Consider the following 15059-nt stretch of genomic DNA (forward strand, 5'->3'; position numbering starts at 1 on the left):
ACGCCGCCAGATGACGACCGATGCCGGAGGTGTCGCTTCCCGTGACCACGCCGTTCACCCACCTTCACGTCCACACCCAGTACTCCCTGCTGGACGGAGCGGCGCGGCTCAAGGACATGTTCAAGGCCTGCGGTGAGATGGGCATGACGCACATCGCCATGACCGACCACGGCAACCTGCACGGGGCGTACGACTTCTTCCACCAGGCCAAGGGCGCCGGGATCACGCCGATCATCGGGATCGAGGCGTACGTCGCCCCCGAGTCGCGGCGGAACAAGCGCAAGGTCACCTGGGGCCAGCCGCACCAGAAGCGGGACGACGTCTCGGCCTCCGGTTCGTACCTGCACAAGACGATCTGGGCGGCGAACGCGACGGGTCTGCACAACCTCTTCCGGCTCTCCTCCGACGCCTACGCCGAGGGCTGGCTCACCAAGTACCCGCGCATGGACAAGGAGACCATCGCCCAGTGGTCGGAGGGCCTGATGGCCTCCACCGGCTGCCCCTCGGGCGAGGTGCAGACCAGGCTCCGCCTCGGCCAGTTCGACGAGGCGGTGAAGGCCGCCGCCGAATACCAGGACATCTTCGGCAAGGAGCGGTACTTCCTGGAGCTGATGGACCACGGCATCGAGATCGAGCGCCGGGTCCGCGACGGGCTGCTGGAGATCGGCAAGAAGCTCGGCATCCCGCCGGTCGTCACCAACGACTCGCACTACACCTACGCGAGCGAGGCCGACGCCCACGACGCGCTGCTGTGCATCCAGACCGGCAAGAACGTCTCCGACCCGGACCGCTTCCGCTTCGACGGCACGGGCTACTACCTGAAGACGACGGACGAGATGTTCGCCATCGACTCCTCCGACGCCTGGCAGGAGGGCTGCCGCAACACCACGCTGCTGGTCGCGCAGCAGGTCGAGACCGAGGGCATGTTCGAGGCGCGGAACCTGATGCCCCGCTTCGACGTCCCCGAGGGGTACACCGAGGTCACCTGGTTCCGCGAGGAGACCATGCGCGGCATGCAGCGCCGCTACCCCGGAGGCATCCCGGACGACAGGATCAAGCAGGTCGAGTACGAGATGGACACCATCATCCAGATGGGGTTCCCCGGCTACTTCCTCGTCGTCGCCGACTTCATCATGTGGGCCAAGAACAACGGCATCGCCGTGGGCCCCGGCCGCGGTTCCGCGGCCGGCTCGATCGTCGCGTACGCGATGGGCATCACCGACCTCGACCCGATCGACCACGGCCTGATCTTCGAGCGCTTCCTCAACCCCGAGCGCGTCTCCATGCCCGACGTCGACATCGACTTCGACGAGCGCCGGCGCGCCGAGGTGATCCGGTACGTCACCGAGAAGTACGGCGCCGACAAGGTCGCCATGATCGGCACCTACGGCACGATCAAGGCCAAGAACGCGATCAAGGACTCGGCCCGCGTCCTGGGCTACCCGTACGCCGTCGGCGACCGCCTCACCAAGGCGATGCCCGCCGACGTCCTCGGCAAGGGCATCCCGCTCTCCGGCATCACCGACTCCTCGCACCCGCGCTACAGCGAGGCCGGCGAGATCCGCTCGATGTACGAGAACGAGCCCGACGCCAAGAAGGTCATCGACCTCGCCCGCGGCGTCGAGGGCCTGGTCCGGCAGATGGGCGTGCACGCCGCCGGTGTGATCATGTCCAGCGAGCCGATCGTGGACCACGCCCCGGTCTGGGTGCGGCACTCCGACGGCGTCACCATCACGCAGTGGGACTACCCGAGCTGCGAATCGCTCGGCCTGCTGAAGATGGACTTCCTCGGCCTGCGCAACCTCACGATCATGGACGACGCGGTCAAGCTCGTGAAGGCCAACAAGGGCGTCGACATCGAATTGCTGGCCCTGCCCTTCGACGACCCCAAGACCTTCGACCTGCTCGCCCGCGGCGACACCCTCGGCGTCTTCCAGTTCGACGGCGGCCCCATGCGCTCCCTGCTGCGCATGATGAAGCCCGACAACTTCGAGGACATCTCCGCCGTCTCGGCCCTCTACCGGCCGGGCCCGATGGGCATGAACTCGCACATCAACTACGCCCTGCGGAAGAACAAGCAGCAGGAGATCACCCCGATCCACCCGGAGCTCGAGGCCCCCCTCAAGGAGGTCCTCGACGTCACCTACGGCCTGATCGTGTACCAGGAGCAGGTGCAGAAGGCCGCCCAGATCATCGCCGGGTACTCCCTCGGCGAGGCCGACATCCTCCGCCGCGTCATGGGCAAGAAGAAGCCCGAGGAACTGGCCAAGAACTTCACCATCTTCCAGGAGGGCGCCCGGAAGAACGGCTACAGCGACCAGTCGATCCAGGCGCTGTGGGACGTGCTGGTGCCGTTCGCCGGCTACGCCTTCAACAAGGCGCACTCGGCCGCGTACGGCCTGGTGTCGTACTGGACGGCCTACCTCAAGGCCAACTACCCGGCCGAGTACATGGCCGCGCTGCTCACCTCCGTGCGCGACGACAAGGACAAGTCGGCGATCTACCTCAACGAGTGCCGCCGCATGGGCATCAAGGTGCTCCCGCCGAACGTGAACGAGTCGGACGCGAACTTCACCGCGCAGGGCGACGACGTCATCCTGTTCGGCCTCACCGCCGTCCGCAACGTCGGCCAGAACGTGGTGGACTCGATCATCCGCTGCCGCAAGTCCAAGGGGAAGTACACCTCCTTCCCCGACTTCCTCGACAAGGTCGAGGCCGTGGTCTGCAACAAGCGCACCGTGGAGTCCCTGATCAAGGCCGGCGCGTACGACGAGATGGGCCACACCCGCAAGGGCCTCACCGAGCACTACGAGCCGATGATCGACAACGTGGTCGCGGTCAAGCGCAAGGAGGCCGAGGGCCAGTTCGACCTCTTCGGCGGCATGGGTGACGACGCCGGGGGCGACGAACCGGGCTTCGGGCTCGACGTCACCTTCTCCGACGTGGAGTGGGACAAGACGTACCTCCTCGCGCAGGAGCGCGAGATGCTCGGCCTGTACGTCTCCGACCACCCGCTCTTCGGCATCGAGCACGTCCTCAACGACAAGGCGGACGCCTCCGTCTCGGCCCTGGCCGGCGACTACGCCGACGGCGCGATCGTCACCATCGGCGGCATCATCTCCGGTCTGCAGCGCAAGATGACCAAGCAGGGCAACGCCTGGGCCATCGCCACCGTCGAGGACCTCGGCGGCTCCATCGACTGCATGTTCTTCCCGGCCACGTACCAGTTGATCTCGACCCAGCTCGTCGAGGACGCCGTCGTCTTCGTCAAGGGCCGGCTCGACAAGCGCGAGGACGTGCCGCGCCTGGTGGCCATGGAACTGATGGTCCCCGACCTCACCGACGCCGGGACCAACGCGCCGGTGACGATCTCCATCCCGACGGTGAAGGTGACCCCGCCGCTGATCGCCCGCCTCGGCGAGGTGCTCGCCAGCCACAAGGGGAGCACCGAGGTCCGGGTGCGGCTGCAGGGCGCCCGCAAGACGACGGTGCTGCGGCTCGACCGCCACCGCGTCACTCCCGACCCGGCACTCTTCGGCGACCTCAAGGCCCTCCTGGGCCCCTCCTGTCTCGCCACCGCCCAGCAGCAGGCGGGCTGATCACCTCCCGCGCGAGCGGGCGGACGTGCCGAGGGTGGCACCCCTTCCGGACGGGGTGCCACCCTCGGTCGTGAGTGTCCGGCGCTCGCGCGCTAGTTGTGGCCGAACTTCTTCTGCCGCTTCTGCGACACGTGCGGTTCGGCGCCCGGGACCGTCATCGCCATCTGCTCGCGTCCGCCTGCGCTCTTCGCGTGCTCTTCGGTGGTCGCGGCGCTGCGGTCGTGGTGCTGGCCGGTACGTTCGCCCCGGTTCTTGTTCTTGCCCACGATTCCTCCTTGGGGGAAATCTCGGATGATGGGCCGCACTCAGGCTTGCACGGGAGTACGAAGGTCGCATTTCGGGCAGTTGCAGAGTGTGGCGCGCCGGTGATCGCGTAACCGGTCACAACGCCCCGGTGTTCGGGCAGACTCGGGGCAACAGCGTTACCGGGGGGACGGACGGCAGGACTTTCGGAGAAGAGGGTGAGACCGATGGACCGCTGCGTCGTCCTCGTGGATGCCGGCTACCTGCTCGGGGCTGCCGCGAGCCTCCTCGCCGGAGAGCCCTCACGGTCCAGGATCACGGTCGACCACGCCGAGGTCGTCGCGGGCCTGCGGGAGCGCGCCGAGAAGGAGACGGGCCAGCCGCTGCTGCGGATCTACTGGTTCGACGGCGCCCCCGACCGCGTCCCCCAGCCGGAGCACCGCAGACTGCGCGTGATGCCCCGGGTGACGGTCCGCCTGGGCGCGCTGACCCGGACCGACGGCCGCTGGGCGCAGAAGGGCGTCGACGCGGCCATGCACGCCGAGCTGTCGGAGCTGGCCCGCAACCGCGCCTGCTCCGACGTCGTCCTGGTCACCGGCGACGGCGACCTCCTGCCCGGCATGATGTCGGCGAAGGAGCACGGCGTCGCCGTCCACCTGTGGGCCGTGCAGGCCGCCGACGGCGACTTCAACCAGTCCGAGGACCTGGTCGCCGAGGCCGACGAGCGGCGCGTCCTGGACCGGGAGTGGATCACTCGGGCCATCCACGTGCGCGAACCCGCCGGGGTCTGCGCGCCCCTCACCCCGCGGCCCGAGATCGCCGCGATCCTGTCCGCGCCGCTGCCCGAGACCACCCGCAGCGCCGAGCCGCAGCCCGCGGCGGACCAGCCCGCGGAGCCGGCCGCCGTCGCGCCCCAGGTCGTCACCGTCGAGCGCAACGGCACCCGCCCGAACCCGCAATCGCCCGCCGCCGCGACCGGCAAGGGCATGGTGCCCACCCCCAAGGACGTCGCCGGCATCGTCCACCGCGGGCACTCCTCCCCGCACCCCGCCTCCCCGTCCGCCACCGGGGCCACCCTGCGCTGGTCCTCCGACCGCGGGCTGGTCGGCGGCGGCGAGGCCGCCGACGCGGGCCTGCCCACGCTGGCCCAGCTCACCAGCCCCGAACAGCGCTGGGCGGACCGCGAGGAGGACATCACCGCCGTCAGCGGCGACCCGTACGAGGTCGGCCAGGTCTTCGCCCGCCGCTGGATCGGCCGGCTCACCGACACGTCCCACCTCCAGGTGCTCTCCGCCGAGTACCCGCGCGTCCCGCACCGCATCGACGGCGAGCTGCTGCGCTACGCCGCCCGGTTCGGGCTGCTGGCCCACAAGGACGACCAGATCGACGAACACGACCGCTACGCCATCCGGGCGGGCTTCTGGCGCGAGATCGACGCCCGCGCGGTCGTCGCGAGGGCCTCTCCGGGGGAGTGAGCGCGCCCGGACCCGACCCTGCGGCACGTCCCGGCCGGGATGCAGCGTAGGCTCGATGCTCGTGAGTACGGGCACGGGACAGGGCGCCACCACGCGGACGGCGATGGTGGTGACCGTGCGCGGGCTGGTGAAGAGCTATCCGGCCGGGCGGGGGCGGCGCGGCGCCGCGAGCCCCCCGGTGCGCGCCAACGACGGCATCGACCTGGACATCCGGGGCGGTGAGATCTTCGGGCTGCTCGGCCCCAACGGTGCCGGAAAGACGACCTTGGTACGCCAGTTGACGGGGCTGCTGCGCCCCGACGCGGGCACCGTCCAGCTCCTCGGGCACGACCTCGTCCGGCACCCGGAGCGCGCGGCGCGGCTGGTCGGCTACCTCGGCCAGGAGTCGAGCGCGCTGGACGAGCTGACCGTCGCCCTGGCCGCCGAGACCACCGGACGGCTGCGCGGTCTGGACGCCAGGGCCGCGCGCGCCGAGCGGGACGCCGTCCTGGAGGAGCTGGACCTGACGGCCCTGGCCTCACGGCCGGTGAAGAGGCTGTCGGGCGGGGAGCGGCGGCTCGCCTGCTTCGCCGCCGCCCTGGTGGGCGAGCGGCCGGTGCTCGTGCTGGACGAGCCGACCACCGCCATGGACCCGGTCGCCCGGCGCGCGGTGTGGGCGGCGGTCGACCGGCGGCGCGCCGAACGCGGCACCACCGTGCTGCTGGTCACCCACAACGTGATCGAGGCGGAGACCGTACTGGACCGGGTCGCGGTCATCGACGACGGCCGGGTCATCGCCTGCGACACCCCGGCCGGGCTGAAGGCACTCGTCGCCGACGAGGTACGGCTGGACCTGGTGTGGCGGGAGACGCCCCCGCTGTCGGTGCCCGTCGTGGCGGCCCTGCGCGACGCCGCCCACGTCACCGGGCGCCGGTGGACGCTGCGGCTGCCGCAGCAGCGGGCCCGTTCCGTGGTCGCCGAGCTGACCGGCGGCCCGGCCTTCGGCGCGCTCGACGATTTCACCCTGACGGCGCCGAGCCTGGAGGATGTCTACCTGGCGCTCGGCGGCCGCCGGAAGGGACTGGTCAAGGCGTGAACGGCGGCAACGGCGAAGACGTGACCCTGGACGTGGACCGGAACGTGGACCTGGACGTGCGCGGCACCGCGCAGCGGGGCGGCGTGGAGTGACGATCATCTCCGCGGGAGCGGACACCCGGACGGCGGCACCGGCGGCGCCCGCCGCCCCCCTCGGCGAGGCGGCCGCGACGCTCGCCCCGCGCGCCCGGCTGCTGCCGGCGATGGCGGCGGTGTACCGGGCGCAGCTGTCCCGGGCGAAGGTCGCCCGGATCCCGCTGCTGTTCGTGGCGACCTTCCAGTCGGTCGGCATCATGATCATGATGCGTGGCGTCGTCGACGGCGGCCCGGCCGCGCGTGCGGTGGTCGCCGGGTCGAGCGTGCTGGTCGTCGCCTTCGTGGCGCTGAACCTGCTGGCCCAGTACTTCGGGCAGCTGCGCGCCTCCGGCGGGCTCGACCACTACGCCACCCTGCCGGTGCCACCGGCCGCCGTGGTGCTGGGCGTGGCAGGCGCGTACGCGTCCTTCACCGTGCCCGGGACGCTCGTGACGGCGGGCATCGGCTGTGCGCTGTTCCAGCTGCCGTTCGCCCACCTGTGGATCCTCGCCGCGGTCATCCCGCTGGCGGGGGCCGCGCTGTCCGGGCTGGGCGCGGCGCTCGGGCTGTTCGCGCCGCGCCAGGAACTGGCCACCCTCGCCGGTCAGCTCGGCATGTCCGCGGCGCTGCTGCTGGGAGTGCTGCCGGCCGGCAACCTCCCCCGGCCCATCGGCTACGTACGGGACCTGCTGCCCTCCACCTACGGCGTGGAGGCCTTCATCCGCAGCTTCGACGCCCACCCCGACTGGCTGGCGATCACCACCGACCTGTCGGTGTGCGCGGCCGTGGGCCTGGTGTCGCTGGCCGTGGCCACCTGGGCCTACCGCCGGGCGGCCTGCCGGTGACCCGTGGGTGTGGTGCCGGTGAGGTGCCGGTGCCGCGTGCCACGGAAGGACCTGGCACGATGGCAGGGTGACCGCACCCCTGACCCCCCATGATCAATGGCCGCCCGCGCCGCTGCCGCCGTTCCCGCAGCAGGAGAGCCGCATGGATCCCGTCCGGGAGCTCAAGAGCGGCGCGCTGACCGCGGTGCTCGTGGCCGTGGCGGGCGTGGTCCTCGGCCTGCTGTGGCTGTGGCTCGCGCCGCGGATCCCGCTGGTCTCCGACGGCAAGGCGGTCTACCTCAAGGACACCGAGGGGGAGCAGGCGATCGGCGCCGACGGCGTCTTCGTGCTGCTCGGGCTCGGCATCGGAGTGCTGACCGGGGCCGTCGTCTTCTGGCGCAACCGGCGCGGAGGCGTCGGCGTCGTCCTCGGCATGGCGGTGGGCGCGGTACTGGGCTCCCTGCTGGCCTGGCGGCTGGGCACCTGGCTCGGCCCCACCAGCGACCTGATCGCGCACGCCAGGGCGGTCGGCGCGAAGAAGGTGTTCGACGGCCCCCTCGCACTGCAGGCCAAGGGCGCGCTCCTGGCCTGGCCCGTAGGGGCCGTCCTCACCCATCTGCTGCTCACCACGGGTTTCGGCCCCCGCGACGAGCAGCCCCCCACCGTGCAGTGGACGCCGCCGCCCCCGGGCGCGTGACCCGCGGCCCGCAGGTCACGCCGGGCGCCTGCCGTGGTTGGCGTTGCGCTTCTTGATCCGCCACTTGCGCTTGCGGGTGCGCTTGGACATCGGGCCTCCCCTGGACCGGGTGTGCTTCCCGGCAGAGTGCGCCCGTACGGGCCCGCCGTCCAGGGGTCAGGCGCGACCGATCGGCGCGACGACCGCGTCCGTGAGCCGCACCAGGTCCTGCGGCGCCAGCTCGACCTCCAGGCCGCGCTTGCCCGCCGAGACGAAGACCGTGGGGTGCTCCAGCGCGGAGGCGTCCACGACGGTGCGCAGCCGCTTGCGCTGCCCCAGCGGGGAGATGCCGCCCCTGACGTATCCGGTGGTCCGCTCGGCGGCGGCCGGATCGGCCATACCGGCGCGCTTCCCGCCGGCCGCGGAGGCCAGCGCCTTGAGGTCCAGTGAGCCCGCGACGGGGACGACGGCGACGGTCAGCGCCCCGTCCACGTCGGCGACGAGGGTCTTGAACACCCGGTCGGGGGAGGTACCCAGCGCCTGCGCGGCCTCCTCCCCGTAGCCGAGCTCCGAGGCGGGGTCATGGGCGTACGCGTGCACGGTGAAGGCGGCACCCGCCTTCTCCAGGGCGACGGTGGCGGGCGTGCCGCCGGAGGATGACTGCTTCTTCTTGGCCATGGCGCTGTGAGGATACGTCAGTTCGGGCTCGGGACCTGCCGGGTCAGGTCCACGGCGGGCAGGGTGCCGAGCTTGTTGATGACGGCCGCCTCGCGGCGCAGCAGCCGCAGTTCCCGCTCCAGCCGGGCCGCGGTGTCCGGGGCCTCCAGCAGGGCCTGTTTCTCCGGGGTCTCGGCGACGGTCGCGGCCGCCACCAGGTACGACAGCACGGTCGGGTCGTCCGGCAGCTCCTGGCTCCCCGCCAGGCTCCGCTCCCGCGCCCCGGCCAGCCGCTTCTGGTAGGTGCGGAAGGCCCGCGCCACGTCGGCCGCCAGCGCCCCCGACCCGGTGCCGGGCTCCTCCGGGACCGCCTCGACCTCTCCGACCAGGTACGGCCCTGAGGCGTCCACCGACAGCAACCGGAAGCGCGTCGTACCGGTCGCCACGACGTCGAAGCCGCCGTCCTCGCGCTCCCCGATCGTCGCCGCGTCCGCGGTGCAGCCCAGCGCGTACAGCGCCCCGGACAGGTCCGGCGCGTACCCGGCGGCGGCCTCCTCCGCCCCGGCGGGGGCGACCTCGTGGCCGTCCCGGATCGCCACGACGCCGAAGGTGCGCGGCGCGTCCTCCGGCAGGGCCAGCAGGTCGCGGAAGAGCGCGCGGTAGCGCTCCTCGAAGACGTTCAGCGGCAGCACGAGCCCCGGGAAGAGGACGGAGCCGAGCGGGAAGAGCGGAAGGCGAGCGGTCACGGTCAGCAATCCTAGGGCCTGCGGCGTTCACCCCCATCGTCGCCCTCGTCCCGCACCACCCGTTTTCGCCCCGGACGACCCGTATGCGGCCATCGCCCCCCACCGGGCGCACCGGCTCGCCGGGCCCGCAGGCCCGCGGCGGCGTCAGCCGCGGCGCAGCAGGCGGGAGGCGCCGGCGGCGACCGTGGTGGCGAGGATCCAGCCGAGCATGCTGAGGACCGCGGCGGCCCATTGGGCGTTGCCGGTCAGGCGCCAGGCGTTGTCCTGCCCGAGGTTGATGACCGGCAGGAGCAGGTCGAGGGCGAACAGGGAGGGGTTCCAGTGGGGGAAGGCGCCGCCGTCGACGGGATCGGGCCTGCCGTGCGCGGTGAAGAAGACCGCGCCGAAGGCCCAGAGCAGCGCCATCCATATGGCGGCGCGGCCCGGGCGGTAGCCGTAGCCGACGGTCACGTCCTGCAGGTAGCCCCAGAGCTTGCCCGCCAGGGGGAGGGTCTCGCGGCGCCGGCGTTGCTTGGCCAGCAGCACCTCGCGGGCGTCGGCGTCCTCGCCGCTCGCGCGCAGGGCGGCCGACAGGTGCTCGTACGGCTCGGGGCTGTACTCAGGGGTGGCCGCGGCCAGCCAGGCGATCCGGGCGCGCAGCGGGAAGGCGCCCTCGGGGCTGAGGGAGCCGTAGGCGAAGCCGGTCAGGTCGAGACCGCCGGCGTCGGGCCAGCAGGTACGGCTGTCCGTGAGGTTGCCCACCCGCGCGCCCGCCAGCGAGATCGTCCCGGTCGGGGGCTGGTCGAGGGTGAGCCGCAGCTCGGGCGTCTGGATCCGGCGCAGTGACAGTTGCTGGCCGCCGGTGAGCCGGAACCGCGCCTGGTGGATGATCACCGCGTTGCCGAACCGGCCGTCGTCCAGCCGCACCCCGCCGTCCGAGCTGAAGCGCCGGGTGCGCACGCCCAGCGGCGGGGTGCCGCCGCCGGATCCGCCGGTGCCGACGTAGCCCGCGCTCAGGTAGAGGGTGTGCTCGACGGTGACCCGGGCCGCGTTGAGCGCGTAGCGCCCGTACGGGTTGTGCAGCCGGCTGCCGCGCAGGCTGAGCCGGCCGCCGATGCGGGCGCTGCGCAGGCTGATCTCGCCGGTCGCCTCGATCAGCTCGGCCTCGACGTCCTGGGCGACGCTGAGCCCGTCGGCCGCCAGCGCCCGGCCGTGCCGGTCCTTGCGCAGGGTGATCTGGTTGAGCAGCAGGTCCGTGCCGATGTGGGCGTCGGTGAGCCGTATCCCGCCCTCGATCGTGCACTGCGGCAGGTGCAGGTCCCCCGAGGTGTGCAGACGGGCCGCCTCCAGCCGCGGTATGGCGCAGCGCACCATGCGCAGGGTCGTGAAGCTGCACTCCGCGAGCAGCACCTGTTGCTCGAAGCGGCAGTCGTGCAGCTCCACGTACGGCACCACCGTGCCGCCCGAGAGGTTGAGCTGACCGCTGATCTGGGCCCCGGACAGCTTCACGCACGACACGCGCCCCGAGGCGGCCTGCGGCCCGTCGAGCAGCAGCTTGGCGATCACCTCGGCCCGCACCGTGCGGTCCGGTCCCCAGAAGCGGTCGGCGGCCGGGTCGTCCCGCTCCGGGATGCCGGTGCGCAGGTCGTACAGCTCTCCCCGGCGGAAGGCCTCCCACAGGCCCTGCTCCACAGCGCTCCAGTCGTGCGGCGGCGCGACGTCCGACGGCTCGGTCACCGGTTTCCCTCCCGTGGCTGGCGACGACGACGGAAACGCTAGCCGGGGAGATCATGGGACGGGGCCCGTACGCGTATCACGGACTGATACTCGACGAAGGCCGTGAGGGCGGTTCTCTACACTTGGGAGGGTGATCTCCCGAATCGATCTGCGCGGCGACGCCTTCCCGGCGGACGGCGTCGACCGCGACCTGCTGCCCCGTGCCGAGCTCGACGTCGAGGCCGCACTGGAGAAGGTGCGCCCGATCTGCGAGGACGTGAAGCATCGTGGCACCGCGGCACTGATCGACTACGCGGAGAAGTTCGACGGCGTCACCATCGACCGGGTGCGCGTTCCGGCCGAGGCGCTGACCCGGGCCCTGGCGGAGCTGGACCCGAAGGTGCGGGCCGCGCTGGAGGAGTCGGTCCGCCGCGCCCGGCTCGTCCACGGCGAGCAGCGCCGCACCGACCACACCACGCAGGTCGTGCCGGGCGGCACGGTCACCGAGCGCTGGGTGCCGGTGGAGCGCGTGGGCCTGTACGTGCCCGGCGGCCGCTCGGTCTACCCGTCCTCCGTGGTGATGAACGTGGTGCCCGCGCAGGAGGCCGAGGTCGGCTCGATGGCCGTCGCCTCGCCCCCGCAGAAGGAGTTCGGCGGGCTCCCGCACCCGACGATCCTCGCCGCGTGCGCGCTGCTCGGCGTGGACGAGGTGTACGCCGCGGGCGGCGCCCAGGCCGTCGCGATGTTCGCTTACGGCACCGAGGAGTGCCGTCCGGTGAACATGGTCACCGGCCCCGGCAACATCTGGGTCGCCGCCGCCAAGCGCCTGCTCAAGGGCCGCATCGGCATCGACGCGGAGGCCGGCCCGACCGAGATCGCCATCCTCGCCGACGCCACCGCCGACCCGGTGCACGTCGCCGCCGACCTGATCAGCCAGGCCGAGCACGACCCGCTGGCCGCCGCCGTCCTGGTCACCGACTCCGTGGACCTCGCCGAGGCGGTGGAGAAGGAGCTGGAGACCCAGGTCGCGGCGACCAAGCACGTCGAGGACCGGATCGCCCCCGCGCTGTCCGGCCGCCAGTCCGGCATCGTCCTGGTCGACGGGATCGAGCAGGGCCTGCAGGTGGTGGACGCCTACGCGGCCGAGCACCTGGAGATCCAGACCGCGGACGCCGCCGCCGTCGCCGCCCGGGTGCGCAACGCGGGCGCGGTCTTCGTCGGCGCGTACGCGCCCGTATCGCTCGGCGACTACGCGGCCGGCTCCAACCACGTCCTGCCCACCGGCGGCTGCGCCTGCCACTCCTCGGGCCTGTCCGTGCAGTCCTTCCTGCGCGGCATCCACGTCGTGGACTACACCCGCGAGGCGCTCGCCGGGATCGCCGCGCACGTGGTGACCCTGGCCGACGCCGAGGACCTGCCCGCGCACGGCGCCGCGGTCCGCGCCCGATTCGATTGGACGGTACCGGGTCCGTGACCGGCATCGACGACCTGCCCATCCGGGACGAGCTGCGCGGCAAGTCCCCCTACGGCGCCCCGCAACTCGACGTCCCCGTACGCCTGAACACCAACGAGAACCCGTACCCGCTGCCCGAGGCGCTGGTCGAGCGGATCGCCGAGCGGGTCCGCGAGGCCGCCCGCGACCTCAACCGCTACCCCGACCGGGACGCGGTCGAGCTCCGCACCGAACTGGCCGGGTACCTGACCCGCACCGCGGGCCACGAGGTGGGACTCGCCAACGTGTGGGCCGCCAACGGCTCCAACGAGGTCATCCAGCAACTGCTGCAGACCTTCGGCGGCCCCGGGCGCACCGCGATCGGCTTCGAGCCCTCGTACTCCATGCACGGGCTGATCTCCCGCGGCACCGGCACCGGCTGGATCTCCGGCCCGCGCCGCGAGGACTTCACCATCGACGTGGCCGCCGCCGCGCGGGTCATCGCCGAGCAGCGGCCGAACGTGGTCTTCATCACCTCCCCCAACAACCCGACCGGCACCGCCGTCGCCGCCGACACCGTGGTGGCGCTGTACGAGGCGGCCCAGGCGGCCCGGCCCGCGCTGGTGGTGGTCGACGAGGCGTACGGCGAGTTCAGCCACGGTCCGTCCCTGCTGCCGCTGATCGAGGGCCGCCCCAACATGGTGATCAGCCGCACCATGTCCAAGGCCTTCGGCGCCGCCGGCCTGCGGCTGGGCTACCTCGCCGCCGACCCGGCGGTGGTGGACGCCGTCCAACTGGTGCGGCTGCCGTACCACCTGTCCGCCGTCACCCAGGCCACCGCGCTGGCCGCCCTGGAGCACACCGATACGCTGCTGGGGTACGTCGAGCAGCTGAAGGCCGAGCGGGACCGCCTGGTCGGCGAGCTGCGGGCGATCGGCTGCGAGGTCACCGACTCCGACGCCAACTTCGTCCAGTTCGGCCGCTTCGAGGACAGCCACCGCGCCTGGCAGGCGATCCTCGACCGCGGCGTGCTCGTCCGCGACAACGGCGTACCGGGCTGGCTGCGGGTCACCGCGGGCACCCCGGCCGAGAACGACGCGTTCCTCGAAGCGGTACGCGAGCTGAAGAAGGAGCAGTAACCACATGACCCGCGTCGGCCGCGTGGAGCGCACGACCAAGGAGACCTCCGTCGTCGTCGAGCTCGACCTCGACGGCACCGGCAGGACCGAGATCTCCACCGGAGTCGGCTTCTACGACCACATGCTCGACCAGCTCGGCCGCCACGGCCTCTTCGACCTCACGGTCAAGACCGAGGGCGACCTGCACATCGACACCCACCACACCATCGAGGACACCGCCCTCGCGCTGGGCGCCGCCTTCAAGCAGGCGCTCGGCGACAAGGTGGGCATCTACCGCTTCGGCAACTGCACCGTGCCGCTGGACGAGTCCCTTGCCCAGGTCACCGTCGACCTGTCGGGCCGCCCGTACCTGGTGCACACCGAACCCGAGAACATGGCGCCGATGATCGGCTCCTACGACACGACGATGACCCGGCACATCCTGGAGTCCTTCGTCGCCCAGGCGCAGATCGCGCTGCACGTCCACGTCCCGTACGGGCGCAACGCCCACCACATCGTGGAGTGCCAGTTCAAGGCGCTGGCCCGGGCCCTGCGCTACGCCTCCGAGCGCGACCCGCGCGCCGCGGGCATCCTCCCGTCGACGAAGGGCGCCCTCTGATGAGCAAGCCGGCCGTTCTCTTCATCCTGCTCGGCCTCTTCCTGGCCGGCGGGGTGTACTCCTTCTGGAAGCAGAAGATGCCCAAGAGCATCGTCGTGCTGCTCGGTGTCGGCTCGGCCATGTCGCTGGCGGCCGGCCTGCTGCGGCTGTAGGGGGTTCCGGCAGATGAGCAAGGCCGCCAAGAAGGTCGTGGTCCTCGACTACGGCTTCGGCAACGTCCGTTCCGCCGAGCGCGCGCTCGCCCGGGTGGGCGCGGACGTGGAGATCACCGCCGACTTCGACAGGGCCATGAACGCCGACGGGCTGCTCGTCCCCGGCGTCGGCGCCTTCGCCGCCTGCATGGCCGGGCTGAAGGCGGTGCGCGGTGAGTGGATCATCGGCCGCCGGCTGTCGGGCGGCAGGCCCGTGATGGGCATCTGCGTCGGCATGCAGATCCTCTTCGAGAGGGGCGTCGAGCACGGCGTCACCACGGAGGGCTGCGAGGAGTGGCCCGGCACCGTGGAGCCGCTGCGCGCACCGGTCGTGCCGCACATGGGCTGGAACACCGTCAAGGCGCCCGAGGACTCCCGGCTGTTCGCCGGCCTGGACGCCGAGGCCCGCTTCTACTTCGTGCACTCCTACGCGGTGCGCAGCTGGGAGCTGGAGACCGCCAACCCCGGCATCCGGGTCCCGAAGGTCACCTGGGCCACGCACGGCGAGCCCTTCGTCGCGGCGGTGGAGAACGGTCCGCTGTGGGCCACCCAGTTCCATCCGGAGAAGTCCGGCGACGCCGGCGCCCAGCTGCTGACCAACTGGCTCGACACCTTCAAGGACTAGGACGTACGCC

15 protein-coding genes are annotated in these 15059 nt (G+C 72.1%); 10 read left to right on the plus strand and 5 right to left on the minus strand.

What is annotated here, in order from left to right; all coding sequences use genetic code 11:
* Nucleotides 1-20: 20 nt before the first annotated feature.
* Nucleotides 21-3599, plus strand: coding sequence for a DNA polymerase III subunit alpha (dnaE, locus tag PV410_RS37105; protein ID WP_500330528.1), 3579 nt, complete (start codon nucleotides 21-23; stop codon nucleotides 3597-3599).
* Between the two features lie 92 nt (nucleotides 3600-3691).
* On the opposite strand, the gene PV410_RS37110 is transcribed toward dnaE, so the two are convergent.
* Nucleotides 3692-3865 (minus strand): hypothetical protein, encoded by a 174-nt coding sequence (locus PV410_RS37110; RefSeq protein ID WP_499511332.1) that lies wholly within the window; start codon nucleotides 3863-3865, stop codon nucleotides 3692-3694.
* 204 nt (nucleotides 3866-4069) lie between these two features.
* Between PV410_RS37110 and PV410_RS37115 the strand changes: the two genes are divergently transcribed.
* The 4 genes from PV410_RS37115 to PV410_RS37130 all read left to right on the plus strand — a co-directional run bounded on the left by PV410_RS37115 (nucleotide 4070) and on the right by PV410_RS37130 (nucleotide 7987).
* Nucleotides 4070-5317, plus strand: coding sequence for an NYN domain-containing protein (locus PV410_RS37115; RefSeq protein ID WP_500330530.1), 1248 nt, complete (start codon nucleotides 4070-4072; stop codon nucleotides 5315-5317).
* Nucleotides 5318-5372: 55 nt separating this feature from the next.
* Nucleotides 5373-6392: an ABC transporter ATP-binding protein gene (locus PV410_RS37120; RefSeq protein ID WP_500330531.1), complete on the plus strand. Its 1020-nt coding sequence runs from the start codon at nucleotides 5373-5375 to the stop codon at nucleotides 6390-6392.
* 202 nt (nucleotides 6393-6594) lie between these two features.
* Complete coding sequence (locus PV410_RS37125; protein WP_500330585.1) at nucleotides 6595-7311, plus strand: ABC transporter permease; 717 nt, start codon at nucleotides 6595-6597, stop codon at nucleotides 7309-7311.
* A 67-nt stretch (nucleotides 7312-7378) separates the two neighbouring features.
* Entirely contained in the window at nucleotides 7379-7987 is a 609-nt protein-coding gene (locus PV410_RS37130) for an ABC transporter permease (protein WP_500330532.1), read from the plus strand.
* A gap of 15 nt (nucleotides 7988-8002) precedes the next feature.
* On the opposite strand, the gene PV410_RS37135 is transcribed toward PV410_RS37130, so the two are convergent.
* The 4 genes from PV410_RS37135 to PV410_RS37150 form a co-directional block, all read right to left on the minus strand.
* Nucleotides 8003-8077, minus strand: a complete 75-nt coding sequence (locus PV410_RS37135) for a 50S ribosomal protein bL37 (protein WP_488180945.1) — start codon at nucleotides 8075-8077, stop codon at nucleotides 8003-8005.
* Between the two features lie 66 nt (nucleotides 8078-8143).
* A complete protein-coding gene (gene ybaK / locus PV410_RS37140) occupies nucleotides 8144-8644 on the minus strand; it encodes a Cys-tRNA(Pro) deacylase (RefSeq protein ID WP_500330533.1) in 501 nt (166 codons plus the stop codon).
* Between the two features lie 17 nt (nucleotides 8645-8661).
* Entirely contained in the window at nucleotides 8662-9369 is a 708-nt protein-coding gene (locus PV410_RS37145) for an LON peptidase substrate-binding domain-containing protein (protein WP_500330535.1), read from the minus strand.
* Nucleotides 9370-9513: 144 nt separating this feature from the next.
* Complete coding sequence (locus tag PV410_RS37150) at nucleotides 9514-11085, minus strand: oxidoreductase (protein WP_500330536.1); 1572 nt, start codon at nucleotides 11083-11085, stop codon at nucleotides 9514-9516.
* 130 nt (nucleotides 11086-11215) lie between these two features.
* Here PV410_RS37150 and hisD point away from each other — a divergent pair, with 130 nt between their 5' ends.
* The 5 genes from hisD to hisH are packed head-to-tail and all read left to right on the plus strand — an operon-like array spanning nucleotide 11216 to nucleotide 15049.
* Nucleotides 11216-12538 (plus strand): histidinol dehydrogenase, encoded by a 1323-nt coding sequence (gene hisD, locus PV410_RS37155; protein WP_500330538.1) that lies wholly within the window; start codon nucleotides 11216-11218, stop codon nucleotides 12536-12538.
* Entirely contained in the window at nucleotides 12535-13635 is a 1101-nt protein-coding gene (locus PV410_RS37160; protein ID WP_500330539.1) for a histidinol-phosphate transaminase, read from the plus strand. The genes hisD and PV410_RS37160 overlap by 4 nt, the downstream gene beginning before the upstream one ends.
* A 4-nt stretch (nucleotides 13636-13639) precedes the next feature.
* Entirely contained in the window at nucleotides 13640-14233 is a 594-nt protein-coding gene (gene hisB / locus PV410_RS37165) for an imidazoleglycerol-phosphate dehydratase HisB (RefSeq protein ID WP_319661088.1), read from the plus strand.
* Nucleotides 14233-14385 carry a CG2302 family histidine operon protein gene (locus PV410_RS37170; RefSeq protein ID WP_499511324.1) on the plus strand — a complete coding sequence of 51 codons (153 nt, stop codon included), beginning with the start codon at nucleotides 14233-14235 and terminating at the stop codon, nucleotides 14383-14385. The genes hisB and PV410_RS37170 overlap by 1 nt, the downstream gene beginning before the upstream one ends.
* Before the next feature lie 13 nt (nucleotides 14386-14398).
* Nucleotides 14399-15049, plus strand: coding sequence for an imidazole glycerol phosphate synthase subunit HisH (gene hisH, locus PV410_RS37175; RefSeq protein ID WP_500330541.1), 651 nt, complete (start codon nucleotides 14399-14401; stop codon nucleotides 15047-15049).
* The last annotated feature ends 10 nt before the right edge of the window (nucleotides 15050-15059 follow it).

This window comes from Streptomyces sp. PA03-5A, assembly GCF_033792725.1.
GTDB lineage: Bacteria > Actinomycetota > Actinomycetes > Streptomycetales > Streptomycetaceae > Actinacidiphila.

Bases quoted from the DNA above. Each gene is read 5' to 3' on its own strand.
- PV410_RS37125 (WP_500330585.1), top strand. From the start codon at position 6,595: ATGGCGGCGGTGTACCGGGCGCAGCTGTCCCGGGCGAAGGTCGCCCGG.
- hisH (WP_500330541.1), top strand. From the start codon at position 14,399: ATGAGCAAGGCCGCCAAGAAGGTCGTGGTCCTCGACTACGGCTTCGGC.
- PV410_RS37120 (WP_500330531.1), top strand. From the start codon at position 5,373: ATGCTCGTGAGTACGGGCACGGGACAGGGCGCCACCACGCGGACGGCG.
- PV410_RS37170 (WP_499511324.1), top strand. From the start codon at position 14,233: ATGAGCAAGCCGGCCGTTCTCTTCATCCTGCTCGGCCTCTTCCTGGCC.
- hisB (WP_319661088.1), top strand. From the start codon at position 13,640: ATGACCCGCGTCGGCCGCGTGGAGCGCACGACCAAGGAGACCTCCGTC.
- ybaK (WP_500330533.1), bottom strand. From the start codon at position 8,644: ATGGCCAAGAAGAAGCAGTCATCCTCCGGCGGCACGCCCGCCACCGTC.
- dnaE (WP_500330528.1), top strand. From the start codon at position 21: ATGCCGGAGGTGTCGCTTCCCGTGACCACGCCGTTCACCCACCTTCAC.
- PV410_RS37115 (WP_500330530.1), top strand. From the start codon at position 4,070: ATGGACCGCTGCGTCGTCCTCGTGGATGCCGGCTACCTGCTCGGGGCT.